Below are 22611 nucleotides of genomic sequence, written 5' to 3' on the forward strand. Positions count from 1 at the left end.
AATGGCGAAGGAAAAATTTGAACGTAAAAAGCCACACGTAAATGTTGGCACGATTGGTCACGTAGACCACGGTAAGACAACATTAACAGCGGCTATTACCACAATTATGGCGAAGAAGTTTGGCGGCACGGCGAAAGCATATGACCAGATTGATGCGGCCCCTGAAGAGCGCGAGCGTGGTATTACGATTTCTACAGCACACGTAGAATACGAATCAGCGAATAGACACTATGCGCACGTAGATTGCCCAGGACATGCTGACTATGTTAAGAACATGATTACTGGAGCGGCGCAAATGGACGGAGCGATACTGGTAGTATCTGCAGCTGATGGTCCTATGCCACAAACTAGAGAACATATTCTGTTATCACGCCAAGTTGGTGTACCCTATATTGTTGTGTTTATGAACAAAGCCGACATGGTTGATGATCCTGAATTATTAGAGTTGGTTGAGATGGAAGTGCGTGACTTGTTGAGCAGTTACGATTTCCCTGGCGATGACATCCCAATCGTTGTTGGTTCTGCACTGAAAGCATTGGAAGGCGATGAGAGTGATATTGGTGTTAAAGCAATTGAAAAATTGGTTGAGACCATGGACTCTTACATTCCTGAACCAGTACGAAATATTGATAAAGCATTTTTATTGCCGATTGAAGACGTATTTTCTATTTCTGGACGTGGAACAGTAGTAACTGGCCGTGTAGAGAGTGGAATTGTGAAAGTGGGCGAAGAGATTGAGATTGTGGGAATCCGTGATACTCAAAAAACCACTTGCACAGGTGTTGAGATGTTCCGTAAGTTGTTGGATGAAGGTCGAGCTGGAGATAACGTAGGTGTGTTGTTACGTGGAACCAAGCGAGATGAAGTTGAGCGCGGACAAGTACTAGCGAAGCCAGGTACAATTAAGCCTCATACAAAATTTGAAGCTGAAGTATACGTGTTGTCAAAAGAAGAAGGTGGACGTCATACTCCATTCTTTAATGGCTATAGACCACAGTTTTATTTCAGAACAACAGACGTAACAGGTACATGTGACTTGCCATCTGGAGTAGAAATGGTAATGCCTGGTGATAACGTACAATTGACTATTCACCTGCATGCACCTATTGCGATGGACGAAGGTTTACGTTTCGCAATTCGGGAAGGTGGCCGTACTGTTGGCGCCGGTGTTGTCGCTAAAATTATCGAGTAATTACAATGAGTAGCAATCAAAACATTAAAATTAGATTAAAATCCTTTGATCATCGGTTGATTGACTTATCAACTCGAGAAATTGTAGAGACAGCAAAACGTACTGGCGCACAAGTTCGTGGGCCAATACCATTGCCAGTCCGTAAGGAAAAATTTACTGTATTGACTTCACCGCATGTTAATAAAGATGCTCGAGATCAATATGAATTACGTACTCACAAACGTCTGGTCGTTATCGTTCACCCAACTGAAAAAACAGTTGATGCGTTGATGAAATTAGATCTGGCTGCTGGGGTTGATGTTCAGATAAGCCTTGATGACTAAATGTTAGGGTGAAGGATATTAAAGAGGTGTTAGAATGATGATCGGTTTATTAGGCCGTAAAATCGGTATGACGCGGGTCTTCATGGCAGATGGAGTTTCTGTTCCAGTTTCTGTTGTTGAAGTTCACCCTAATAGAGTCTCACAAGTTAAAACCAAAGAAACTGATGGTTACTCTGCTGTTCAATTGACTGGTGGAACTAAAAAAGCAAGCAAAGTTAACAAACCTTTAGCAGGACACTTTGCAAAAGCTGAAATTGAAGCAGGTGATGTTTTAGTTGAGTTTTTAGTGGATTCAGAAGACGCATTCAAAGCTGGTCAGGTAATATCAGTATCAGATGTGTTTGCTGCTGGCCAGTTTGTTGATGTTGCCGGAATCACTAAAGGTAAAGGTTTTGCTGGTACTGTAAAGAGATATAATTTTAGAACACAAGATGCTACTCATGGTAACTCCAGATCGCATCGTGTCCCTGGTTCTATTGGTCAAAACCAAACTCCAGGACGTGTGTTCAAGGGTAAGAAAATGGCTGGTCACATGGGTAATGTTCGTTGTACAGTTCAAAGCCTTGAACTGGTGCGCGTAGATGCTGAAAGAAATTTACTTCTTATCAAAGGTGCTATACCTGGTGCTCCTGGCTCACAAGTTGAAATTAAGCCTGCAGTTAAAAAGCAAGTACGAGGTGAGTGATGGAAATTACTACTATAGATACAAATTCAAAATTAACACTGAACCAAGAAGTATTTGCGTATGGTTATAATGAAGGCTTAATTCATCAAGCTGTAGTAACCTATATGAATAACGCACGTAGTGGTAATAGTGCTCAAAAAACACGGTCTGAAGTTAGAGGCGGCGGCAAAAAGCCATGGAATCAAAAAGGTACTGGCCGTGCTCGTGCTGGTACAATTAGAAGCCCTCTCTGGAGAAGTGGTGGGGTGACTTTTGCTTCTAAGAAAAGAGATTATTCACAAAAAATTAATAAAAAAATGTACAAACGTGCATTACGTAGTATAATCTCCGAACTTTGTCGCACTGGTAACCTCGTAGTTGTAAGTGATTTCCAATGTGAAAGCAAAAAAACTAAAGATTTTGTTAATAAAATGAACCAAATGAGTGTAAAAAATGCTCTTATTATCATGACTGAAGTTGGTGAGAATGAATATTTTGGTTCAAGAAACTTAATTGACTATGACATCTGTGACGTTACAACTATAGATCCTGTATCTTTACTCAGATTTGAGAAAGTTGTTGTTACAGAAGCTGCAATTAAAAAAATTGAGGAACAGTTACAATGAACGCTGAAAGATTGTTGATGGTTCTACGTGAACCACATACTTCTGAAAAAGCTACTGTCATAGCTGATAAGCTGAAACAGTTCACTTTCAAAGTATTGAAAACTGCAACTAAAAATGAAATTAAAATGGCGGTAGAGCATATATTTAACGTTAAAGTTAAAAATGTATCTGTTATCAATGTGAAGGGAAAAACAAAGCGTTTCAAACAAACAAGCGGTAAGCGTAGTGATTGGAAAAAAGCATTTGTAACTCTTCATGCTGATCAAGATATTGACTTTACAGCTACCGAATAAGGCAGATTAAGATGGCACTATTAAAATCTAAACCTACATCGCCAGGAAAACGTGGCGAGTTACGCGTGGTTCATCACCATATTCATAAAGGGAAACCACATGCTCCTTTAATTGAAAAGCTAAAGAAGACTGGTGGACGTAATAACCAAGGTAGAATTACTGTAAGACATATCGGTGGTGGTCAACGTAATCAATATCGTATCGTTGATTTTAAACGTAACAAAGATGGTATTGAAGCACGTGTTGAGCGTATTGAATATGATCCAAACCGTACAGCTTTAATAGCATTAATAGTTTATAAAGATGGTGAACGAAGATATATTATTGCTCCAGCTAACTTAAAAGCTGGCGATACTGTTGTAAGTGGTGCTGATTCACCCATTAGCATAGGCAATTGTCTTCCATTAAAAAATATTCCTGTTGGTACTACAATTCACTGTGTTGAAATGAAACCAGGAAAAGGTGCGCAGGTCTTAAGAAGTGCTGGAGCTAGCGGACAAATCGTTGCTAAAGAAGGTATTTATGCAACATTAAGACTTCGCTCAGGTGAAATGCGTAAAATACATGTTCTTTGCAGAGCAGTGATAGGTGAAGTAAGTAATAGTGAGCATAGTCTTCGCGCATTAGGTAAAGCTGGAGCTAAACGCTGGAGAGGTATTCGCCCGACAGTTCGTGGGGTAGCTATGAACCCAGTTGACCATCCACATGGTGGTGGTGAAGGCCGTACTTCTGGTGGACGCCATCCAGTATCTCCATGGGGAATGCCTACTAAAGGTTATAAAACCAGAAGTAATAAGCGTACTGATAGTTTTATTGTCAGAAGACGTAAAAAGAAATAATTATTGAGAGGATATCAAGTGGCTCGTTCTATAAGAAAAGGTCCTTTTGTTGACCATCATTTGATTGCCAAAGTAGAGGCTGCAATTGAATCAAAATCTAAAAAACCAATTAAAACATGGTCTAGACGATCAACAATCGTTCCTGAAATGATTGACTTAACAATTGCTGTTCATAACGGCAAAGATCATATTCCTGTATATATTACAGACAATATGGTTGGTCATAAATTAGGTGAGTTTGCCATGACTCGAACTTTTAAAGGTCATTCTGGTGACAGAAAGGCTAAAGGTAAATAAGAGGATATGATGGAAGTTACAGCAAAGTTGAAAGGTGCTCCCTTATCCGCTCAAAAGGGCCGATTGGTAGCCGATATGATACGTAATATGAAAGTATCTGGTGCGCTTGATGTCCTCAAGTTTACACCAAAAAAAGGTGCTCAATTGATGCTTAAGTTATTAGAATCAGCTATTGCAAATGCTGAAAATAATAATGGAGCAGATATTGATGATTTAAAAGTAGGTATGGTCTGCGTTGATGAAGCTATGACGTTAAAACGTATTAGTCCCAGAGCTAAAGGGCGTGCAAATAGAATTTGTAAACGTACCTGCCATATCACGATTAAAGTGTCTGACGAGGAATAGCAATGGGACAAAAAGTTAACCCTATAGGTATACGGCTTGGTATTATTAAAGACTGGAACTCCAAATGGTTCGCAGGAAAAAAATACGCTGAATTTTTAATTCAAGATATTAAATTACGTACAGATCTTAAAAAGAAACTTATGGCAGCAGCTGTGAGTAAAATTTTAATTGAGCGTCCTGCTAATAATGCTGTTGTTACAATACTTACTGCCCGACCCGGTGTGATAATCGGTAAAAAAGGTGGCGGTATTGAAACATTACGTACTGAAATTTCTAATAAATTAGGTGTGCCAGTTCACCTTAACATTGAAGAAATTAAAAAGCCTGAGTTAGATGCAACTTTAGTTGCTGAAGGAATTGCACAACAATTAGAACAACGCGTTATGTTCAGACGTGCTATGAAGCGTGCGGTTACTTCTGCTCTTAAAGCAGGTGCTAAAGGAATTAAAATTTGTGTTAGTGGAAGACTTGGTGGTGCTGAAATTGCTCGCAGTGAATGGTATCGAGAAGGACGTGTACCTTTACATACATTCAGAGCAGATATTGATTATGGTACAGCAGAGTCTAAAACTACCTACGGTATTATTGGCGTAAAAGTCTGGATCTTCAAGGGCGAAATTCTCCCTCAAAAGAAAAGATCTTCTGACGTTGCCCAGTGAGTGAGGATTAAGAATCATGTTACAACCTAAACGTACAAAATACCGAAAACAGATGAAAGGCCGTAACAGAGGTTTAGCCTTACGCGGTAGCAACATCAGTTTTGGTGAATTTGGTTTGAAAGCTCTTGAGCGTGGTCGTTTAACTGCACGTCAAATCGAAGCTGCTCGAAGAGCAATGACTCGTCACATCAAGCGTGGCGGAAAAATTTGGATTAGAGTATTCCCAGACAAGCCGATTACTCAAAAGCCTTTAGAAGTAAGACAGGGTAAAGGTAAAGGTAGCGTTGAATATTGGGTTGCTCAAATACAACCTGGCAAGGTTTTATTTGAAATGGAAGGTGTATCCAGAGAGCTTGCTATGGAAGCTTTCGATCTGGCTAAAGCAAAACTTCCTTTCAAAGTTATATTTGAAGAAAGGAAGGTGATGTAATGAAAAAAATTGAAGAATTACGCGGTTTATCAGTAGAAGAACTGCAAAATGAACTGCTTTCATTGCGTAAAGAACAACTAAATTTGCGGATGAAGAAAGCAAGTGGCTCACTAGATAAAACACATCTCATCACCATGGTGCGTAAGTCAGTGGCAAGAGTAAAAACAATGTTGACTGAAAAGGCAGGTAAGTGACATGTCTAATAGTGAATCAAATGCCAGAACAATGGTTGGAAAAGTAGTTAGCGACAAAATGGATAAAACCATAGTTGTGATGATTGAGCGTTCTGTTAAGCATCCAAAGTATGGAAAAATTATGAAGCGTAGAGCTAAGTTACATGCTCATGATGAAAATCAAGTATGTAAAATTGGTAATATAGTAAAAATCCGTGAGTCTAGACCACTCTCTAAAACAAAAAGCTGGGTATTAGTCGAAGTAATTTCTTAATCAACCCTGTTGATTTACTTTTAAAACCCTAAAAGGCCTGATATAATCAGCAACCTTTTTCTGGTCGAAATCAGAGCTGGAGTAAAAAATGATCCAAATGCAGACAGTGCTCGAAGTGGCTGACAACAGCGGAGCACGTAAAGTTATGTGTATAAAAGTGCTAGGCGGGTCACACCGTAGATATGCACGTGTAGGTGATGTAATTAAAGTTAGTATTAAAGATGCAATACCCAGAAGTAAAGTGAAAAAAGGTGCTGTAATGAAGGCAGTTGTTGTTCGTACAGCACAAGGCGTTCGTAGAGATGATGGGTCATTGATCCGTTTTGACGGTAACGCTGCAGTACTGTTAAATAACCAAAACGAGCCAATAGGTACTCGTATATTTGGCCCTGTTACTCGCGAGCTACGAGAGAGATTTATGAAAATAATATCTCTGGCTGCAGAAGTTTTGTGAGAAGGATTTAGATATGAAACGTATTCAAAAAGGCGATGATGTAGTTATAATTGCCGGAAAAAGTAAAGGTCATAGAGGTAAAGTCCTACGTGTAACTGATAATGGCGTTGTTGTTGAAGGCGGAAACTTGATTAAGAAACATGTTAAGCCTAATCCACAGAAGCCTGAAAATAAGGGTGGAATTGTAACCCTTGAAGCACCAGTTCACGTTTCAAACGTTGCTCATTATAATCCCAACACTAAAAAAGCAGATAAAGTAGGATTTAAATTCATCGAGAGTAACGGTGAGAGCAAAAAAGTTAGATATTTTAAATCTGACAATGAAATAATTGACCGTGTTTAATTAGGTGATTCAAATGGCAAGACTTAATGAATTTTATAAAAAAGAAATCATCCCTATGATGATGAAACGGTTCAACTATTCCAGCGTTATGGAAGTTCCAAAGTTGCTTAAAATCACCTTAAATATGGGTGTAGGCGAAGCTGTTGGTGATAAAAAGGTAATGAACCATGCTGTTGAAGATATGACTTTAATTGCTGGTCAAAAGCCTGTTGTTACTAAGGCAAGAAAATCTATTGCTGGTTTTAAGATTAGGGAAGGATGGCCAATTGGCTGTAAAGTGACTCTAAGACGTCAACGTATGTATGAGTTTTTAGACAGATTGATTTCCGTAACTTTACCGCGTGTAAGAGATTTTCGTGGTTTAAATCCAAAATCTTTTGATGGAACTGGTAATTACAGTATGGGGATACATGAGCAAATCGTATTTCCAGAAATTGATTACGATAAAACAGATGGTATCCGTGGTTTAGATATCTGCATTACTACGAGTGCCAAGACAAATGAAGAAGCTAAAGCTTTATTAGAAGCCTTTAACCTTCCATTGAAAGATAGAGATAAAAAATAAGGGTGAAATTGTGGCTAAAAAATCAATGCTTATGAGAGAGTTAAAGCGTAGCAAGCTTGTAAATAAGTATAATAAGCGTAGAAACGAATTGAAATTATTGATTAAATCATCTGATGATTTTCAGGTAATTATGGATAGTCAGTTAAAATTAGCTAAATTACCTGTTAATTCAAATCCTGTTCGTTTTAAAACACGATGTCAACAATGTGGTCGTCCACATGGTGTTTATCGTAAATTTGCTCTTTGCAGAATTTGCTTAAGACAACAACTAATGGTTGGTAATATACCAGGCGGAAGAAAATCTAGCTGGTAATTTTTTAATTGGAGAACGATTGTGAGTATGCATGATCCAGTTGCTGATATGCTGACCCGAATTAGAAATGGTCAACAAGCAAAACATCAGCAAATAACTTTAACTTCTTCTAAGTTGAAAGAAGAAATTGCTCGAGTTTTAAAGGAAGAAGGTTATATAGAAAACTTCTTTGTAGAATCACTAGATAATAATCTTAAATTGATGACGATAAAGCTGAAATATTATCATGGCAGACCTGTTATCGAACTCATTAAGAGAATTAGCAGACCTGGATTGAGAGTATATAAGTCTTATAAAGATTTGACTTCTATTCCTGGTTTTGGTGTGGCTATATTGTCTACATCACAAGGTATAATGACCCATATATCTGCAAAGATGAAAGGCGTTGGTGGTGAAGTCATTTGTGAAGTGGCTTAATACTTGCGAGGAATGATATGTCTAGAGTAGCAAAAGCCCCAGTAGTTCAACCTGCAAATGTTGAAATAACAATAGGCGATGGCGAGATTACTGTTAAAGGGCCTAAAGGAACACTAACCCAAAAAATAAATAGGTTAGTAAAAGTAACAAAAAATAATGATTCAAACCATGTTGAATTTGCTCCTGCAGCAAATGATCCAAAAGCCTGGGCTCAGGCCGGAACTGCTAGAGCATTAGTTAATAATATGGTTAAAGGTGTAACTGAAGGTTTCGTTGTTACCTTGGAACTGGTCGGTGTAGGTTATAGAGCACAATCTAAAGATAGATCGATCTCATTATCGTTAGGTTTCTCCCATCCTATCGAATACCACTTGCCTCAAGGTGTTTTAGTTGAAACTCCAAGCAACACAGTAATATTGTTGAAGGGGTTGGATAAACAAATTTTGGGCCAAGTAGCTTCTGAAATAAGAGCATTTAGACCACCAGAGCCTTATAAGGGTAAAGGTGTTAAACTTGCTGGCGAGTATATTGCTCGTAAAGAAGCGAAAAAGAAATAAGGTTTAAGTTATGAATAAACACAACTCACGTAATCGACGTGGATTAAAAGCAAAAGCACTGATTCGTAAATCAGGCAGAGCAAGACTTGTCGTTTTTAGAAGTGGTTTACATATTTACTCACAAATTATTGAAGCTGATAAACTGGGTGATAAAGTAATAGCTGCATGTTCAACTAACGATAAAGAATTACGTGCCAGTCTGACCGGTAAATGTAAAGTAGAACAAGCTAACCTAGTTGGCAAACTACTTGGTAAACGTGCGAGCGAGCAAGGCGTTACTCAAGTTGCATTTGATCGTGCTGGTTATAAATATCATGGCCGAGTGAAAGCCCTTGCAGAAGGTGCACGCGAAGCTGGATTGGATTTTTAAGGAACGATTATGGCATTCGATGAATCATCACCTAAATCAGATGGCTACCAAGAAAAGCTAGTATCAGTCAATCGTACAGCTAAAGTTGTTAAGGGAGGCCGTGTTTTTGGTTTTGCAGTGCTTGTTGTTGTTGGTGACGGCAAGGGTAAGGTTGGCTTTGGTAGAGGTAAAGCCAGAGAAGTTCCAATTGCTATTCAAAAAGCAATGGAACAAGCAAAGAAAAACATGGTTTATATACCACTTTCTGGAACAACAATTTTCCACGAAATCACTTGGAACTATGGTGCTTCTAAAGTATTTATGAAGCCTGCAAGTGAAGGTACTGGAATTATTGCTGGCGGTGCTATGAGAGCTGTGTTGGAAGTTTTAGGCGTACAAAATATATTAGCGAAAAGTATTGGTTCTACCAATCCAAGCAATATTGTAAGAGCAACAATTGCTGCTTTAACTAATATTGGTACACCAGATTATGTTGCAGCCAAGCGTGGTAAAACTGTTGAAGAAGTTATGGCGGGCTAATTATGGAAAAGAAAATCAAATTAACTTTGGTCAAAAGCATTATAGGCAGAAAACCAAAGCATGTTTCTATCGTAAAACAATTAGGTCTTGGTAAAACTAATTCGAGCGTATCACATAATGATACCCCAGCGATTCGTGGCCTTATTAATAAAGTTGATTACCTATTGCTGGTTGAGGAGAGTGTATAATGAATTTAAATTCACTATCACCAGATCCTGGTTCAAAACGTCCAAAAAGACGCTTAGGACGTGGTATAGGATCCGGTTTAGGTAAAACTAGTGGTAAAGGACATAAAGGTCAAAAAGCCAGAGCAGGTGGTTATCACAAAATTAACTTTGAAGGCGGTCAAATGCCAATTCAAAGACGACTACCAAAAATGGGCTTTAAGTCACGAGTTGGTAGAACTGTAGATCAAGTTTGTCTCAGTGAGCTTGCAAAATTATCTGCTGATGTAATTGATCTAAATGTCCTACGCGAAGCTGGACTAATCAATAGTTCTATTAAAGATGTAAAAGTTATTTTATCCGGTGAGTTAACTACAGCCATCAAACTTAAAGGTTTAAGGGTCACTAAAGGAGCTCGTTTGGCCATTGAAGGTTTAGGCGGCAGCATAGAAGAGTGACTATGAAAAACCAAAAACATAATGCAAGCCAATCTCGTGGAGGATTGGCTGAACTAAAATCTAGATTATTGTTTGTTGTTCTTGCTATTCTGGTTTATCGCTTAGGCGCCCATATTCCTGTTCCAGGTTTGGATCCTGCACGATTAGCTAACTTTTTTAATGAGCAACAGAATACAATTTTTGGCTTATTCAATATGTTTTCTGGTGGTGCATTATCGCGTGTGACAGTTTTTGCTATCGGTATTATGCCATACATTTCAGCATCTATTATTCTTCAACTTTTTACAGTTGTTTCTCCTAAACTGGAACAACTAAAAAAAGAAGGTGAATCAGGGCGCAGAAAGATAAACCAATATACGCGATATTTAACTTTAGTGCTTTCTGTGTTTCAATCTTTAGGGATGGCGCGGTGGTTAGCTGGACAACAAATTGCGCTTCAAGCTGACTTTTCATTCTACTTTACCGCAGTTGCTACCTTAGTTACCGGTACTATGTTTTTAATGTGGTTAGGTGAGCAAATTACTGAAAAAGGTGTTGGTAATGGTATTTCGCTAATTATCTTTTCAGGTATTGTATCAAGTATGCCTACAGCAATCGCTTCAGTTCTTCAGCAAGTAAAAGAAGGACAAATGCAAGCATTGACTTTAATCATTATTGCGGTAGTAGTAGTAGCAGTAACAGGATTTGTAGTATTTATGGAGCGTGCGCAGAGACGTATCAGAGTTAATTACGCGCAAAGGACACAAGGTAGAAAAGTATATGCTGCACAAACGAGCCATTTACCTTTAAAGATAAATATGTCTGGGGTAATTCCTCCAATTTTTGCATCCAGTATTATATTGCTACCAGCAACCTTAGCACAGTTTTTCTCTCATACTAAAGGTTTAGGATGGCTTGCTGATGTTGGAATGGCTTTATCTCCTGGACAACCTTTGTATTTAATTGTTTATGCAGTAGCAATTATATTCTTTGCGTTCTTTTATGCCGCTCTGGTATTTAATCCCAAAGATACTGCTGATAATTTAAAAAAATCTGGTGCATATATACCTGGAATTAGACCAGGGGAACAAACAACTAAATATATTGATGGTGTAATGACTCGTTTAACATTAGTCGGAGCACTGTATTTGGTTTTGGTCTGTCTTTTGCCTCAGATATTGATGTATACATGGCATGTCCCTTTTTATTTCGGAGGAACGTCTTTGCTGATTATCGTAGTTGTTATTATGGATTTTGTAGCTCAGGTACAAGCTCATTTAATGACTCAGCAATATGATTCTTTAATGAAAAAGGCTAATTTTAAAGGTACAAAATTACCTGGTCTTTTATGATTTTTATCGGAGTTAGGAATGAAAGTAAGAGCATCTGTAAAGCGAATTTGTCGCAATTGCAAAATTATTAAAAGAAGTGGCACTATACGGGTTATTTGTAAAGATGCCAGACACAAACAAAAGCAAGGTTAATATCTGCTTGATTTAATTTTATAAAAATAGTATTCTTCTGTCCCTTTCGACAGAACAAATAACGTTCGGAGAAGTTAATGGCTCGTATTGCAGGAGTTAATATACCTGATCACAAACATGTTGTGATTGCTTTAACAGCTATATATGGTATTGGTAAACCTACATCCTTAAAATTATGTTCTACAGTTGGTATTGAACCTTCTAAAAAGGTATCAGAGCTGACCGATGCTCAATTAGAGTCATTGAGAACAGAAATTGCAAAAATAACAGTGGAAGGTGATTTGCGTCGTGTTGTGACAATGAACATTAAGCGCCTTATGGATCTAGGATGTTATCGTGGTCTAAGACACAGAAGAGGGTTGCCATTGCGGGGTCAACGTACGAAAACTAATGCTCGTACACGAAAAGGCCGCAGAAAAGGCACTACCGTTTGATTTTTCATGTAGGAAAGTAAGATGGCAATAACTAAGTCAAAACAACAAAAAGTACGCAAGAAGGCAAAGCGTGTCGTATCTGATGGTATCGTTCACGTACATGCTTCTTTTAACAATACTATAGTGACCTTTACTGACAGGCAAGGCAATGCACTGTGTTGGGCAACATCTGGTGGTTCTGGATTTAGAGGCTCAAGAAAGAGCACGCCTTATGCCGCACAAGTTGCTACTGAGCGTGCTGCTGCTGTTGCAAAAGAATACGGTATGAAATCTGTGGCTGTATTTGTTCATGGTCCTGGACCTGGAAGAGAGTCCACTATTCGTGAATTAATATCACAAGATTTTAAAATTGTTGAAATTACCGATGTTACAGGTATACCTCATAACGGGTGTAAGCCACCTAAAAAACGTCGTGTATAAGACTCAGGAGTAATTAATGGCTAGATATCTTGGTCCAAAATGTAAGCTATCACGTCGTGAAGGTTGTGATTTATTACTTAAAAGTGGTGTCCGTGACCACAAGTCCAAATGTAAATCTGAAAAATTACCTGGACAACATGGCGATAAGAAACCACGCCTGAATGGTTATGGAATTCAGCTTAGAGAGAAACAAAAAATAAGAAGACTTTATGGTGTTCTTGAGAAGCAATTCCGTGGCTATTACAAAATGGCTGCTCGTATGAAAGGCGCGACAGGTGAAAACTTAATGTCTTTGCTTGAAAGACGTTTAGATAATGTTGTGTATCGTATGGGTTTTGCGACTACACGTGCCGAAGCACGACAATTGGTTACGCATAAAGCCATACTTGTTAATGATAAAATAGTTAACGTTCCATCATTTTTAGTAAAGCCTGGTGATGTTGTATCTGTTCGACAAAGAGCAAGAAGTCAAGGTCGTATCCAAGCAGCTCTAACTTTGTCTGAGCAAAGAGCTCCATGTGATTGGATTACTGTAGATACTTCTTCTTTTAAAGGAACATTCTCTACAGCACCAACGTTAACTGACTTATCTTCAGACTACAACGTAAACTTGGTTGTAGAACTTTACTCTAAGTAAGCTCGGAGAAATAGCTGAATGTATACTGAAATCAATGAAATGTTGACACCTAATGTTCTTAAGGTCCAGGCAGAATCGCCATATAAAGCTAAAATAGTTTTAGAGCCTTTGGAGCGTGGCTTTGGTCATACTCTCGGCAATGCTTTGAGACGTATTTTACTATCATCAATGCCTGGAAGTGCAATTACTGAAGCTTCAATTGAAGGTGTTCTACATGAATACAGCACAATTGAAGGTGTACAGGAAGATGTCGTTGACATATTACTGAACCTAAAATTAGTTGCAATTAAAATGTCAGTCGGTGAAGAAGCTATTGTAACATTGAATAAGCAAGGTCCTTGTCAAGTTACAGCTGGAGATATTCAACTGACTCATGGATTAGAGATTATTAATCCTGAGCTTGTCATTGCTAATTTGAATGAAAAAGGCAAATTAAATATGACATTGAAAGTTGAACGAGGAATTGGATTCCACAGTACTGATTCATTCATTAGACATTTCGATGATGAAGTAGAAAGAAAATCTGTTGGGAAGCTTAAAATTGATAATAGCTTCTCACCAGTTAAGAAAGTAGCTTATTATGTTGATAGTGCTCGTGTAGAAAATCGTACAGACCTTGATAAGTTAACTATTGAATTAGAAACTAACGGAACTATTGATGCTGAAGAATCAATAAGAATTTCTGCTAGTATTCTTCAAAGACAACTTCATGCTTTTGTTGATATGAAATTTGAAGAGTCGCGATCAGATAATAAAGAACGCAATGATTTTGATCCTGTTCTATTACGTTCCGTCGATGATTTAGAGTTAACTGTTCGATCTGCAAATTGTTTGAAAGCAGAAAATATTCATTATATCGGCGATTTAGTACAAAGAACTGAGAATGAACTCTTAAAAACACCTAATCTAGGTAAGAAATCATTAACTGAAATTAAGGATGTTTTAGCTTCACGTTCGTTATCGCTAGGTATGAAACTTGAGAATTGGCCGCCAGCAAATCTTGGCGAATAATGTTTAGGAGTTTTGGTTATGCGTCACCGTAATTCTGGCCGTAGTTTTGGCCGTACAAGTAGCCACAGAAAGGCTATGTTTGCAAACATGTGTTGTTCTTTGATTGAGCATGAGTTGATAAAAACAACTCTGCCTAAAGCTAAGGACCTACGACGTTACATTGAACCTTTAATTACTGTTTCAAAGGTTGATTCAGTGGCTACACGCCGTCATGCGTTTGATATTCTTAGATCTAAATCAGCTGTTGGTAAGTTATTTAAAGATTTAGGTCCACGTTTTGTTGAGCGTCCTGGTGGTTATTTACGTATCATCAAGTGTGGTTTCAGAGATGGTGATAATGCACCTATGGCTATTGTTGAATTATTAGATAGACCTACTGCCAGTGACGATACTGAAGAGTAAGTTATTATTCTCATAATTTTGAAACCCGCACTATGCGGGTTTTCTACTATCGGATTATGCTTCACACCTTCGAACAAAATATAAAACTCGCCCTCTTTTAACATGATTACTTTCTCTGATAATCTTAATCTTCAGAGTTCCTTTAACAGACCAAAAAACTCATTATCTGTGGTATGGGTATGTCATCTATGCTCACCTTTTAACTGTGCACGCTTGCCGAATTGACCATTTAATTCACCCTTAATTTGATATGATCTATCTTATTAAAGTGTATAAATTTTCAGATGAATCAACTTTTACGGTGTTTATACGGAAGCATTTGTTAATGTAGATATTGACTAATTTAGTTTGTACTCCAGAAGTAACGATTACACATTGGATTATGAATACTATGTAGTATCGATCTGTTGAAATGGAACTTTTGGTAATGCGATTCTGTATTGATAAGTATACCTGGGTTCCGCCTTGCCGTACCCAGGATACATTTTGTTTGTAAAGGCTTATATTTAAGTGCCTTAGAATGGAACATCATCATCCAATTGATCAAAAGCATCTTGCGCTACTTGAGGAGACTGTTGTCTGCCAGAATGCTGATTGCTCGGTGCAAATTGGGTTTGTGGCATCTCGTCGAAACTTGATGAGCTAGAGCCTTTACTGTCAAGCATTTGAATATCATTAGCTACTATCTCAGTAGTGTATCTGTCTTGGCCTTGCTGATCTTGCCACTTTCTTGTTCTTAAACTGCCTTCTATATAGAGCTTGGATCCTTTGCGTACGTATTCACCGGCGATTTCACCTAAGCGGTTAAAACATACTACACGATGCCATTCAGTCCGCTCTTGTTTTTCACCGGTTGCTTTATCTTTCCATGCTTCACTAGTGGCAATTGATAGTGTAGTGACCGCATTGCCGTTCGGTAAGTAACGTACGTCAGGGTCAACACCGACATTACCAATTAAGATGACCTTATTTATACCACGTGCCATTTCTGATCTCCTGTATGCGAAAGTTAGGAGAAGAGTATACCTAATTTATATTTTCCTTGCACGGATGTGTTGAAATAGGGACTCGGTAACAAAATGACAAGCAAATTGTCCGGTGTGCTTGTTGCCAGCTTATAGTTTGGAAACCCTTTCGAGCCCATCTTTTGTCGATCTGCTCACTTTTCGCCGTTAATTATTTTATTATAAACAATAGCTTTCATTCCCTTGAATTTCCAAAGGTTTTCCATGAGTTGATTCTATACGATTAATGATTCGGCAAAATGAAGCTGATTCGCCTTGGTGAGTACCTCATGAATGCATTGAAACCAATATCCATCAATGCTGCGATCACGCAAGTCAACAATTTCGGTTCTTAGTCCGTGATCCTCCGGACTATGTCCTCCTTAAAACCATTTTCTAATTAGTGGCTCGTAGGTTTGCATTTTCTTTAACCTATAGGTTATTGATTAAATTTATGAATTCTTTTGTCACGGAAATACCAATTGTTGATTGAGGAGCGTTAGGTACATTATTCATTAACCAAATTGAACCAATTATCCTAAAACTGTTTTTTTCTTTTTCGTTAAAACGAAATTGCAGATTTGCTTCAACTTGAGCTTATTGCGCTAACTCTTTGTGATTAACTACTTGTTTAATGCATGAAATTACAAGTTGTGGTGTCATACGACAACCCTCTATTGGTGATGGAGCGATTTACCGAAACTTCTGTCAGCTGGTTAAACTCTTTCGAATACCATTATTTCATCGCTTTTCCTCCTTGTTGCCAAGGCTAATGGATGGCGTAAGGTTAGAGTTCAGCATAGTTAATCAAAAAGTGTTTTATCCGAACTTGAAACCAGTTCATACAGGCGTGTAATTTGTTTTTGAGTCACTCGATGTGTTGAAAGTGGTGGTAAGTGGGTTAAGTCAAAAAAATCAATTTCAGAAATCTCTAGATTTTCTTGTGCTGTTCCTGACAAAATTTTGCAATGAAAAAAACATTTATAGGTGTGGGGCCATTGTAGTGGATGATCATGTTTTTGTTTATCCCATAAAGCAAGTAGTCGGATTACAGATACATCGAATCCAGTTTCTTCTTTAGCCTCTCTAATGACTGATTCTGAAGCGGATTCATTTGTTTCTGCCCAGCCACCAGGTAAGGTCCATAGTTCATCCGCGCGTTCTTTAACCAATAAGATTTTATTATTTTTTAGAATAAAAGCACGAACATCTATTTTAGGTGTTGCATATCCTTTTTCTAATGAAAAGATCTGTTTTATCTCCGAAAGCGGAGTATCTGAATAGTTCGCCATCAATTCAGAAGCAATCTCACGAAGTCTTAAATAACGTTCTATATCAAATTCATTATTTGAATAACATAGTCCATTTTGAGCGATTGCTTGGATTTCAGTAATATATTTTAGCCAATCAAAATCACTTTTAGACACAATGCATTATCCCTGTATAATGTTATTTTTATTTTTCTATTGACTCTCACGTTGCGTGATAGTTTAAAATTCGCTTTCTGGAGAAAGTTGAATGAAATATTACCAAATTAAAGAGATTAGCCAAATGACCTCATTAACAGTTAGGTCATTACAATATTATGATGATATTGGTTTATTAAAACCAACAAAACGTTCTATAAGTGGCTATCGTCTTTATTCTGAAATGGATTTAATACGATTACAACAGATTACCACGTTAAAGTTTTTGGGTTTTTCTTTATCGACCATCAAAATGATTATAGAAAATCCAAATTTTGATGTGATGGCATCTATTGGCATACAAGCACGTGAATTAACTGAGAAAGCGGCGCGGATTAATGAAGCGGCTTCTTTACTCACTTACATTTCCAGTCAAATGGAAGTGAATCAACCTGTGAATTGGAAAAGTACTGCAAAAATTATAGAAATATTGGAGTTAAATACAATGAATGATCAAGTTCTGCAGAAATATCACTCTGAAGCAGCAAAATCGGAATTAGGGAAAAAATCTGCATATGATGATACATATAACCCGGATCGGTTATACCCCATTCCGAGAGCAGGCAAGCGACAGGAAATCGGAGTGGATCCAATGCAATTGCCTTTTTATGGCTTTGATTGCTGGAATCACTATGAAGTTTCCTGGCTTAATAATAAAGGCAAGCCTATGATCGCCATTGCTGAATTATTTTATGATTGCAGCTCACCTAATCTGATCGAGTCAAAATCATTAAAACTTTATTTTAATTCATTCAACAACACGCGTATTCAAAATGTTGATGAACTGGAAAATACAATTAAAATAGACTTACAAGCTCGTGTTGGTGCAGAAGTTTGGGTGAAGCTTCATCTTTTAGATACAGCTTATCAGTTTGTGGTACAACAGTCTTTAACGGGAGAGTCACTGGATCATCTTGATATAGAGTGTTCTGTATATCTTGTTGAACCTTCATTTCTCTCTACTAGCGATGAAGTAGTAGAAGAACAATTATTTTCCAATCTATTGAAGTCAAATTGTCTGGTCACCAATCAGCCTGACTGGGGAAGTGTGCAAATTTCTTACAAAGGAAAAAAAATTAATCGCGAAGGTTTATTGAAATATCTTGTTTCATTTCGAAATCATAACGAGTTTCATGAACAATGCATCGAGCGAATTTTTGTTGATATTATGAACTATTGCAAACCAGAACAGTTGACTGTGTATGGTCGTTATACACGACGAGGAGGTTTGGATATCAATCCCTACCGTTCTACAGAAAAGACTTCATTTACAGATAAAAATTTGCGTTTGGTCCGTCAATAATACAACAAATATATAGAGGTTTGAGTTACCAATAAAGTTAACTCAAATCGGATCTAAGGAGGCATCATGACAAAAAAAATATTTTGGCAAGATCCTTATCTTACTGAATTTGAAACAACATTGAATACAGTCAATGGAAATCAAGTAACAGTTTTTATGTCTTTTCTGGAGGCCAGGAACGTGATCATGGAACCATAGAGGGGTATGAGGTTTTAGAAGCGAAGAAAGAAGGCAAATAAATCGTTTATACTTTTCCAAGCCACCATGATTTAAATACTTTTCACAAGTGCCTTGTGGAGGAACTGATGTCAAGCGCACTCGGGATAGCGGAACAATTTGCCTGAAACGGGTTAATCCTGGAAAAGGAAAAGAACGTATCGAGATTTATGTAGATTAATGCTGTTGATTAATTATTTTGTACTTTAGACCTGCAAATAATTAAGAAAAGAAGTTAATGACTTTTTCATTAATATAGGTCCTTAGATTGCTGCGAATATCTGTTTCTCTAAAGATTTTTTTGAGGCAATTTGGTGACAATTCACTGATTCATATTTTTAATATTTTGTTAATAATTATTGGATATAATTTGCGCACAAATTAAGCTGTGTGATTAACCAATGAAGATATTGTATATCCCATTTTCTATTGAGGATGCTTTGTTTGATTTACAAAGAAAAGCCAATATTTGGTATGAGCGATCTAAAAAGAAGAATGCGGATGTATTCATTGTCTATCACGATAGCGGCAAAGTCGCTCAGCAAGAAAAAATTCAACAGGCTTTGCAAAATGGGGAATGCCACATTTATATTTTAAGTCATGGAATGGATACCTCAAAATTCATGGTATGTAATCAATCAATTGATGATGATACTTATCAAGAACTGACGATAGAGAAGGTTGCAGAGCATTTTATAAAGGATTTAGTAATATCGAACTTTAGTGATAAAAACATCGTCAAGTTGTTCTTTTGTGATGAATGTCGACTTGAGAATAAATCTCGTAGCATGGCTGAGCAATTTCGTAAACAATTAGGAGAATCACTCCAAAAGATAGAGATCGAATATTATTCAGAGGTGAGTCTGAGTGTCCCTGGAGTAGAGGAGCACAGCTTGTTTGGGGGCGCTAAGGGTGCTTTGAAAACACTCCGCATGAGCAATGATATATTTGATTTTAACTTAACTTGTCTTGTGGGAAAAGCTAAAACATTTAGACATGGGTTAAACGAAAAGTCATCTATAAGTGCTCTCTCTTCTTCTGTATCTTCAGCACGATTCTTTGACAGCCGAGTACAACAGGAAAAAGTAAAATATCCAAAATATTCACATCCAATTCTCAAAAATTTGGCTGAAAAATTAGTTAAACTTATACAGTCTGATAAACTCTTATCAAAAAATCAAGAGCATATTATTGATGAGTTACTCGCTTTTTTACCTTGCGATATAAAAAGCTATAAGGAGAGTTCAATAAAATTTACAGGCAAGAGTATCAAACTTGAATTTACTATCAATAAAGCAATTCTCGCGCTTTATTTGAATAAATTAGGGATTACTACAGAAGAATCTGAAACGTTAGAGAGCGTCAGAAAATAAAATAATCGCGGAATGCTCATAAAAGTACGATTCATCAAATTCATTTGTCAATAGGATCTTTTTGCAGTATTGCCCCAGTTATAAACACCCTTTTTCAGGGGGATAAGTCGATAAAATTATTTCTGCACTGCCTTCCGTGTAACGTTCTCTATTAATTCGCAAATAAATAACATGCTCATTTTCTGCGAGTGCAACTTCAATCACACCTTTGATGTTTAAAAGTTGAGCAATAATGTTTTCATTTCTCATGGACCAAGGATAGGGCAAAATAAGTGTTGAAACGGAGACATTTGATTTCATTGAAACGGAGATAATTAACCATAAAACACCTAGGATAGCATTAGTAATAAAGATTCCTTGGCTACTGTTCCATTGGTATAACACACCAGATAGTGCTCCGCCAATAAAAAGTCCTAAAAATTGGCTGGTTGAGTAAATACCCATGGCCGTTCCTTTACTATTGGGATTTGCCTGTTTCGATACCAAAGAGGGTAAAGCTGCTTCGAGAATATTAAAAGCAACAAAGTAAATTAACATAAGAAAGCACAAACTAAACCAATTTTGAAACGTATACGCCAGTAATAATTGTGCTACGGTCATTGTAAGAACCGATGAAAGAAAAATGCTTTTCATGCGCTTTTTCTTTTCCGCAAGCACAATAAACGGGATCATCAGTAAAAATGATAGGAGCATGAGAGGCAGATAAAAATGCCATTGTTCGGATAAATGGCCTTGTTCTACTTGTTTTCTTAAGATATAGGGGATAGCAAAAAATGTGGCTGTGAGAATAAAATGTTGGCAGAAAATACCTACATTCAGGCGTTGTAGTTGCAAGTTGGACATAACTTGTTTCAATAAAGCAGGATTTGTTTCGCTATCAATATGAAAACGTTCATTTACAGGTTTAGGAATCACCAAATGAAGTAAAATGATTCCTGCTATTGCTAACAATGCAGTGAGGTAAAAAATACCGGCTAGTCCGAAATGATGCGTAATGGCAGGACTCACAACCATCGCCAGACTAAAAGATGTCCCTATAGTCATACCAATGACTGCCATTGCTTTAGTTCGTTGCTCATCAGGCGTAAGATCAGCAAGTAAAGCGATTAAAACGCTTCCAATGGCACCTGTACCTTGTAATGCTCTAGCAAAGATCATCCCATAAATAGAGTCAGTTATAGCGCCAAGTAAGCTTCCACAAGCAAAAAGAAGCAAGCCCAAAGTAATCATGGGTTTTCGACCTATTTTATCGGAGAGCATACCAAAAGGCATTTGGAGGATCCCTTGAGCAAGTCCATAAATTCCTAGCGCCAATCCGACTAATGCAGGGGTCGCGCTTCGCAAATTTTCTGCATAAATGCTAAATACAGGAATGAGTAAAAACAAACCTAGCATGCGAAAAGAAAAAATTGCAGCTATAGGGAATACAGTTTTAAACCAAGAATGCTTCATTCATTAATATATGTTTATCTTAATCGTGTGCCGATAGTACAAAGTTAGCCCTCTAGAAACAAGATATTTAAAAATTTAATGATCTAATCATTGCTTTATCGATAAATAAAAATGAAAATGTGGTTTTTTGTAACTGATCGTCCAAGGGTGTCGATTTACGAGCGCTTGGTATCTTGAAATCGTAGCCTGGGTGGAGCGAAACGGAACCTGGGGTTTTGTAGGGAACAAATTCCCGGGTTCCGTTTCGCGTTCACCCAGGCTACACGCAACAGGGACATGATTTCTTAAGTGGGTACCATTGTTTTATCAACAGTTGCTTTTATTTTTAATAAATTGAAGTTGATGAGGAATATTCCATGAGTTTGGTTTTTGCAGATAAAGTTGGATTAATTACTGGCGGTGCGCGAGGTATCGGTAAGGCGACTGCATTAAAGTTAGCACAGGCGGGATGCGATATTGCTATAGTTTATTACAACAGTTCTGATGAAGCTCAAGCTTTAGTTGAAGAAATTCATGCCATGGGACGCAAGGCAATTGCTCTGCAGGCTAATGTGGCCGATCATCAGTCTGTAAAAGAAATGTTTACTCAATTCCGAGAACACTTTGATCGACTTGATTTCTTGATTAGTAATGCAGCCAGTGGTGTTTTAAAATCGGCACTTAAGATGTCAACCAAGCATTGGCGTTGGTGTTTGGAAACAAATGCCTTGGCATTAAATCATTTAGCGACAGAAGCTCGTTCATTAATGCCTAGAGGGAGTCGAATTATTGCTTTATCCAGTCTTGGCGCAGTTCGAGCGATTCCAAATTATGCCTTTATTGGTGCGTCCAAAGCCGCTCTTGAAGCGTTAGTTCGTTCTTTAAGTCTTGAGTTAGCTGTTGATGGGATTACTGTGAATACTGTTTCTGCGGGAGTAGTTGATACAGATGCATTAAAGCATTTTCCTAACAGAGAACAATTACTTGATGAATATCAGGCCCACTCGTTGACAGATAGGCCATTGACAACACAAGATGTGGCCAATGCAATTTATCTCTTATGCTTGCCGGAAGCAGCCATGATTAATGCGCATACTTTATTTGTTGATGCAGGGTATAGTCAGGTTGGTTAATACCGCATCACTTTAATTTTGTGTCTTTAAAAAAATATATGGT

General features: G+C 37.6%; 36 protein-coding genes and 1 pseudogene. 34 read left to right on the top strand and 3 right to left on the bottom strand.

Features of this window, described 5'->3' with window-relative positions:
• Window position 1 precedes the first annotated feature (1 nt).
• The 29 genes from tuf (at window position 2) to rplQ (ending at window position 14642) form a co-directional block, all read left to right on the top strand.
• On the top strand, window positions 2-1192 hold the full coding sequence (gene tuf, locus BW930_RS01310) for an elongation factor Tu (protein WP_058466797.1): 1191 nt from the start codon (window positions 2-4) through the stop codon (window positions 1190-1192).
• Between the two features lie 5 nt (window positions 1193-1197).
• On the top strand, window positions 1198-1515 hold the full coding sequence (rpsJ, locus tag BW930_RS01315; RefSeq protein ID WP_010654833.1) for a 30S ribosomal protein S10: 318 nt from the start codon (window positions 1198-1200) through the stop codon (window positions 1513-1515).
• Window positions 1516-1549: 34 nt separating this feature from the next.
• Window positions 1550-2200 (top strand): 50S ribosomal protein L3, encoded by a 651-nt coding sequence (gene rplC / locus BW930_RS01320; protein ID WP_058466781.1) that lies wholly within the window; start codon window positions 1550-1552, stop codon window positions 2198-2200.
• The gene (rplD, locus tag BW930_RS01325) at window positions 2200-2805 is read left to right on the top strand and encodes a 50S ribosomal protein L4 (RefSeq protein ID WP_058466780.1); all 606 of its coding nucleotides are present in this window, start codon (window positions 2200-2202) and stop codon (window positions 2803-2805) included. Before rplC ends, rplD begins: the two co-directional genes overlap by 1 nt.
• The gene (gene rplW / locus BW930_RS01330) at window positions 2802-3098 is read left to right on the top strand and encodes a 50S ribosomal protein L23 (RefSeq protein ID WP_058466779.1); all 297 of its coding nucleotides are present in this window, start codon (window positions 2802-2804) and stop codon (window positions 3096-3098) included. Before rplD ends, rplW begins: the two co-directional genes overlap by 4 nt.
• A gap of 11 nt (window positions 3099-3109) precedes the next feature.
• Window positions 3110-3937, top strand: coding sequence for a 50S ribosomal protein L2 (rplB, locus tag BW930_RS01335; RefSeq protein ID WP_058466778.1), 828 nt, complete (start codon window positions 3110-3112; stop codon window positions 3935-3937).
• Window positions 3938-3955: 18 nt separating this feature from the next.
• Window positions 3956-4234: a 30S ribosomal protein S19 gene (gene rpsS / locus BW930_RS01340; protein WP_010654828.1), complete on the top strand. Its 279-nt coding sequence runs from the start codon at window positions 3956-3958 to the stop codon at window positions 4232-4234.
• Between the two features lie 9 nt (window positions 4235-4243).
• On the top strand, window positions 4244-4579 hold the full coding sequence (gene rplV, locus BW930_RS01345; RefSeq protein WP_003633087.1) for a 50S ribosomal protein L22: 336 nt from the start codon (window positions 4244-4246) through the stop codon (window positions 4577-4579).
• Between the two features lie 2 nt (window positions 4580-4581).
• The gene (rpsC, locus tag BW930_RS01350; RefSeq protein ID WP_058466777.1) at window positions 4582-5238 is read left to right on the top strand and encodes a 30S ribosomal protein S3; all 657 of its coding nucleotides are present in this window, start codon (window positions 4582-4584) and stop codon (window positions 5236-5238) included.
• Between the two features lie 16 nt (window positions 5239-5254).
• Window positions 5255-5668, top strand: a complete 414-nt coding sequence (rplP, locus tag BW930_RS01355) for a 50S ribosomal protein L16 (protein WP_003633085.1) — start codon at window positions 5255-5257, stop codon at window positions 5666-5668.
• The gene (gene rpmC / locus BW930_RS01360) at window positions 5668-5862 is read left to right on the top strand and encodes a 50S ribosomal protein L29 (RefSeq protein WP_058466776.1); all 195 of its coding nucleotides are present in this window, start codon (window positions 5668-5670) and stop codon (window positions 5860-5862) included. The genes rplP and rpmC overlap by 1 nt, the downstream gene beginning before the upstream one ends.
• 1 nt (window position 5863) lies before the next feature.
• Window positions 5864-6115: a 30S ribosomal protein S17 gene (gene rpsQ / locus BW930_RS01365; protein ID WP_058466775.1), complete on the top strand. Its 252-nt coding sequence runs from the start codon at window positions 5864-5866 to the stop codon at window positions 6113-6115.
• 88 nt (window positions 6116-6203) lie between these two features.
• A complete protein-coding gene (gene rplN / locus BW930_RS01370) occupies window positions 6204-6569 on the top strand; it encodes a 50S ribosomal protein L14 (RefSeq protein WP_006872243.1) in 366 nt (121 codons plus the stop codon).
• 13 nt (window positions 6570-6582) lie between these two features.
• Window positions 6583-6912: a 50S ribosomal protein L24 gene (rplX, locus tag BW930_RS01375; protein WP_058466774.1), complete on the top strand. Its 330-nt coding sequence runs from the start codon at window positions 6583-6585 to the stop codon at window positions 6910-6912.
• A 13-nt stretch (window positions 6913-6925) separates the two neighbouring features.
• Window positions 6926-7477: a 50S ribosomal protein L5 gene (rplE, locus tag BW930_RS01380; protein WP_058466773.1), complete on the top strand. Its 552-nt coding sequence runs from the start codon at window positions 6926-6928 to the stop codon at window positions 7475-7477.
• 10 nt (window positions 7478-7487) lie between these two features.
• Window positions 7488-7790: a 30S ribosomal protein S14 gene (gene rpsN, locus BW930_RS01385; protein WP_058466772.1), complete on the top strand. Its 303-nt coding sequence runs from the start codon at window positions 7488-7490 to the stop codon at window positions 7788-7790.
• Between the two features lie 27 nt (window positions 7791-7817).
• The gene (gene rpsH, locus BW930_RS01390; protein WP_202972257.1) at window positions 7818-8207 is read left to right on the top strand and encodes a 30S ribosomal protein S8; all 390 of its coding nucleotides are present in this window, start codon (window positions 7818-7820) and stop codon (window positions 8205-8207) included.
• 17 nt (window positions 8208-8224) lie between these two features.
• Window positions 8225-8764, top strand: a complete 540-nt coding sequence (gene rplF, locus BW930_RS01395; protein ID WP_058466770.1) for a 50S ribosomal protein L6 — start codon at window positions 8225-8227, stop codon at window positions 8762-8764.
• Window positions 8765-8774: 10 nt separating this feature from the next.
• The gene (rplR, locus tag BW930_RS01400; RefSeq protein ID WP_058466769.1) at window positions 8775-9134 is read left to right on the top strand and encodes a 50S ribosomal protein L18; all 360 of its coding nucleotides are present in this window, start codon (window positions 8775-8777) and stop codon (window positions 9132-9134) included.
• A gap of 9 nt (window positions 9135-9143) precedes the next feature.
• Window positions 9144-9653, top strand: coding sequence for a 30S ribosomal protein S5 (gene rpsE, locus BW930_RS01405; protein ID WP_058466768.1), 510 nt, complete (start codon window positions 9144-9146; stop codon window positions 9651-9653).
• Between the two features lie 2 nt (window positions 9654-9655).
• A complete protein-coding gene (gene rpmD, locus BW930_RS01410; protein ID WP_058466767.1) occupies window positions 9656-9841 on the top strand; it encodes a 50S ribosomal protein L30 in 186 nt (61 codons plus the stop codon).
• Window positions 9841-10275 carry a 50S ribosomal protein L15 gene (rplO, locus tag BW930_RS01415; RefSeq protein ID WP_058466766.1) on the top strand — a complete coding sequence of 145 codons (435 nt, stop codon included), beginning with the start codon at window positions 9841-9843 and terminating at the stop codon, window positions 10273-10275. Before rpmD ends, rplO begins: the two co-directional genes overlap by 1 nt.
• Before the next feature lie 2 nt (window positions 10276-10277).
• Window positions 10278-11606, top strand: coding sequence for a preprotein translocase subunit SecY (gene secY / locus BW930_RS01420; protein ID WP_058466765.1), 1329 nt, complete (start codon window positions 10278-10280; stop codon window positions 11604-11606).
• 18 nt (window positions 11607-11624) lie between these two features.
• On the top strand, window positions 11625-11738 hold the full coding sequence (rpmJ, locus tag BW930_RS01425; protein ID WP_010946099.1) for a 50S ribosomal protein L36: 114 nt from the start codon (window positions 11625-11627) through the stop codon (window positions 11736-11738).
• Between the two features lie 77 nt (window positions 11739-11815).
• Window positions 11816-12172, top strand: coding sequence for a 30S ribosomal protein S13 (gene rpsM / locus BW930_RS01430; protein ID WP_028381376.1), 357 nt, complete (start codon window positions 11816-11818; stop codon window positions 12170-12172).
• Between the two features lie 21 nt (window positions 12173-12193).
• Window positions 12194-12592: a 30S ribosomal protein S11 gene (rpsK, locus tag BW930_RS01435; RefSeq protein WP_003633055.1), complete on the top strand. Its 399-nt coding sequence runs from the start codon at window positions 12194-12196 to the stop codon at window positions 12590-12592.
• 16 nt (window positions 12593-12608) lie between these two features.
• Entirely contained in the window at window positions 12609-13229 is a 621-nt protein-coding gene (gene rpsD / locus BW930_RS01440; RefSeq protein ID WP_058466764.1) for a 30S ribosomal protein S4, read from the top strand.
• 18 nt (window positions 13230-13247) lie between these two features.
• On the top strand, window positions 13248-14240 hold the full coding sequence (locus BW930_RS01445; protein ID WP_058466763.1) for a DNA-directed RNA polymerase subunit alpha: 993 nt from the start codon (window positions 13248-13250) through the stop codon (window positions 14238-14240).
• Window positions 14241-14258: 18 nt separating this feature from the next.
• On the top strand, window positions 14259-14642 hold the full coding sequence (gene rplQ, locus BW930_RS01450; protein ID WP_058466762.1) for a 50S ribosomal protein L17: 384 nt from the start codon (window positions 14259-14261) through the stop codon (window positions 14640-14642).
• 515 nt (window positions 14643-15157) lie between these two features.
• Here rplQ and ssb read toward each other — a convergent pair.
• Window positions 15158-15628 (bottom strand): single-stranded DNA-binding protein, encoded by a 471-nt coding sequence (gene ssb, locus BW930_RS01455; RefSeq protein ID WP_058466761.1) that lies wholly within the window; start codon window positions 15626-15628, stop codon window positions 15158-15160.
• Between the two features lie 821 nt (window positions 15629-16449).
• On the bottom strand, window positions 16450-17073 hold the full coding sequence (locus BW930_RS01460; RefSeq protein WP_058466760.1) for an NUDIX hydrolase: 624 nt from the start codon (window positions 17071-17073) through the stop codon (window positions 16450-16452).
• A gap of 124 nt (window positions 17074-17197) precedes the next feature.
• On the opposite strand from BW930_RS01460, the pseudogene BW930_RS17475 reads away from it, so the two are divergent.
• The 4 genes and pseudogenes from BW930_RS17475 to BW930_RS01470 form a co-directional block, all read left to right on the top strand.
• Window positions 17198-17317: pseudogene (locus tag BW930_RS17475) on the top strand (MerR family DNA-binding transcriptional regulator); the annotation flags it as partial.
• A gap of 240 nt (window positions 17318-17557) precedes the next feature.
• The gene (queF, locus tag BW930_RS01465; RefSeq protein ID WP_058466796.1) at window positions 17558-18415 is read left to right on the top strand and encodes an NADPH-dependent 7-cyano-7-deazaguanine reductase QueF; all 858 of its coding nucleotides are present in this window, start codon (window positions 17558-17560) and stop codon (window positions 18413-18415) included.
• Window positions 18416-18481: 66 nt separating this feature from the next.
• Entirely contained in the window at window positions 18482-18613 is a 132-nt protein-coding gene (locus BW930_RS17420; RefSeq protein WP_265682840.1) for a hypothetical protein, read from the top strand.
• 458 nt (window positions 18614-19071) lie between these two features.
• Complete coding sequence (locus BW930_RS01470) at window positions 19072-20004, top strand: hypothetical protein (RefSeq protein WP_131756793.1); 933 nt, start codon at window positions 19072-19074, stop codon at window positions 20002-20004.
• A gap of 78 nt (window positions 20005-20082) precedes the next feature.
• Here BW930_RS01470 and BW930_RS01475 read toward each other — a convergent pair whose 3' ends face one another.
• Window positions 20083-21456, bottom strand: a complete 1374-nt coding sequence (locus tag BW930_RS01475; protein WP_058466758.1) for an MFS transporter — start codon at window positions 21454-21456, stop codon at window positions 20083-20085.
• A gap of 356 nt (window positions 21457-21812) precedes the next feature.
• Here BW930_RS01475 and fabL point away from each other — a divergent pair, with 356 nt between their 5' ends.
• Complete coding sequence (gene fabL, locus BW930_RS01480) at window positions 21813-22568, top strand: enoyl-[acyl-carrier-protein] reductase FabL (protein WP_058466757.1); 756 nt, start codon at window positions 21813-21815, stop codon at window positions 22566-22568.
• Window positions 22569-22611 lie beyond the last annotated feature (43 nt).

Source organism: Fluoribacter gormanii, from assembly GCF_900156395.1.
Lineage (GTDB): Bacteria > Pseudomonadota > Gammaproteobacteria > Legionellales > Legionellaceae > Legionella > Legionella gormanii.

Bases quoted from the DNA above. Each gene is read 5' to 3' on its own strand.
- tuf (WP_058466797.1), top strand. From the start codon at position 2: ATGGCGAAGGAAAAATTTGAACGTAAAAAGCCACACGTAAATGTTGGC.
- rpsJ (WP_010654833.1), top strand. From the start codon at position 1,198: ATGAGTAGCAATCAAAACATTAAAATTAGATTAAAATCCTTTGATCAT.
- rplC (WP_058466781.1), top strand. From the start codon at position 1,550: ATGATGATCGGTTTATTAGGCCGTAAAATCGGTATGACGCGGGTCTTC.
- rplD (WP_058466780.1), top strand. From the start codon at position 2,200: ATGGAAATTACTACTATAGATACAAATTCAAAATTAACACTGAACCAA.
- rplW (WP_058466779.1), top strand. From the start codon at position 2,802: ATGAACGCTGAAAGATTGTTGATGGTTCTACGTGAACCACATACTTCT.
- rplB (WP_058466778.1), top strand. From the start codon at position 3,110: ATGGCACTATTAAAATCTAAACCTACATCGCCAGGAAAACGTGGCGAG.
- rplV (WP_003633087.1), top strand. From the start codon at position 4,244: ATGGAAGTTACAGCAAAGTTGAAAGGTGCTCCCTTATCCGCTCAAAAG.
- rpsC (WP_058466777.1), top strand. From the start codon at position 4,582: ATGGGACAAAAAGTTAACCCTATAGGTATACGGCTTGGTATTATTAAA.
- rplP (WP_003633085.1), top strand. From the start codon at position 5,255: ATGTTACAACCTAAACGTACAAAATACCGAAAACAGATGAAAGGCCGT.
- rpmC (WP_058466776.1), top strand. From the start codon at position 5,668: ATGAAAAAAATTGAAGAATTACGCGGTTTATCAGTAGAAGAACTGCAA.
- rpsQ (WP_058466775.1), top strand. From the start codon at position 5,864: ATGTCTAATAGTGAATCAAATGCCAGAACAATGGTTGGAAAAGTAGTT.
- rplN (WP_006872243.1), top strand. From the start codon at position 6,204: ATGATCCAAATGCAGACAGTGCTCGAAGTGGCTGACAACAGCGGAGCA.
- rplX (WP_058466774.1), top strand. From the start codon at position 6,583: ATGAAACGTATTCAAAAAGGCGATGATGTAGTTATAATTGCCGGAAAA.
- rplE (WP_058466773.1), top strand. From the start codon at position 6,926: ATGGCAAGACTTAATGAATTTTATAAAAAAGAAATCATCCCTATGATG.
- rpsH (WP_202972257.1), top strand. From the start codon at position 7,818: ATGCATGATCCAGTTGCTGATATGCTGACCCGAATTAGAAATGGTCAA.
- rplF (WP_058466770.1), top strand. From the start codon at position 8,225: ATGTCTAGAGTAGCAAAAGCCCCAGTAGTTCAACCTGCAAATGTTGAA.
- rplR (WP_058466769.1), top strand. From the start codon at position 8,775: ATGAATAAACACAACTCACGTAATCGACGTGGATTAAAAGCAAAAGCA.
- rpsE (WP_058466768.1), top strand. From the start codon at position 9,144: ATGGCATTCGATGAATCATCACCTAAATCAGATGGCTACCAAGAAAAG.
- rpmD (WP_058466767.1), top strand. From the start codon at position 9,656: ATGGAAAAGAAAATCAAATTAACTTTGGTCAAAAGCATTATAGGCAGA.
- rplO (WP_058466766.1), top strand. From the start codon at position 9,841: ATGAATTTAAATTCACTATCACCAGATCCTGGTTCAAAACGTCCAAAA.
- secY (WP_058466765.1), top strand. From the start codon at position 10,278: ATGAAAAACCAAAAACATAATGCAAGCCAATCTCGTGGAGGATTGGCT.
- rpmJ (WP_010946099.1), top strand. From the start codon at position 11,625: ATGAAAGTAAGAGCATCTGTAAAGCGAATTTGTCGCAATTGCAAAATT.
- rpsM (WP_028381376.1), top strand. From the start codon at position 11,816: ATGGCTCGTATTGCAGGAGTTAATATACCTGATCACAAACATGTTGTG.
- rpsK (WP_003633055.1), top strand. From the start codon at position 12,194: ATGGCAATAACTAAGTCAAAACAACAAAAAGTACGCAAGAAGGCAAAG.
- rpsD (WP_058466764.1), top strand. From the start codon at position 12,609: ATGGCTAGATATCTTGGTCCAAAATGTAAGCTATCACGTCGTGAAGGT.
- BW930_RS01445 (WP_058466763.1), top strand. From the start codon at position 13,248: ATGTATACTGAAATCAATGAAATGTTGACACCTAATGTTCTTAAGGTC.
- rplQ (WP_058466762.1), top strand. From the start codon at position 14,259: ATGCGTCACCGTAATTCTGGCCGTAGTTTTGGCCGTACAAGTAGCCAC.
- ssb (WP_058466761.1), bottom strand. From the start codon at position 15,628: ATGGCACGTGGTATAAATAAGGTCATCTTAATTGGTAATGTCGGTGTT.
- queF (WP_058466796.1), top strand. From the start codon at position 17,558: ATGAATGATCAAGTTCTGCAGAAATATCACTCTGAAGCAGCAAAATCG.
- BW930_RS17420 (WP_265682840.1), top strand. From the start codon at position 18,482: ATGACAAAAAAAATATTTTGGCAAGATCCTTATCTTACTGAATTTGAA.
- BW930_RS01475 (WP_058466758.1), bottom strand. From the start codon at position 21,456: ATGAAGCATTCTTGGTTTAAAACTGTATTCCCTATAGCTGCAATTTTT.
- fabL (WP_058466757.1), top strand. From the start codon at position 21,813: ATGAGTTTGGTTTTTGCAGATAAAGTTGGATTAATTACTGGCGGTGCG.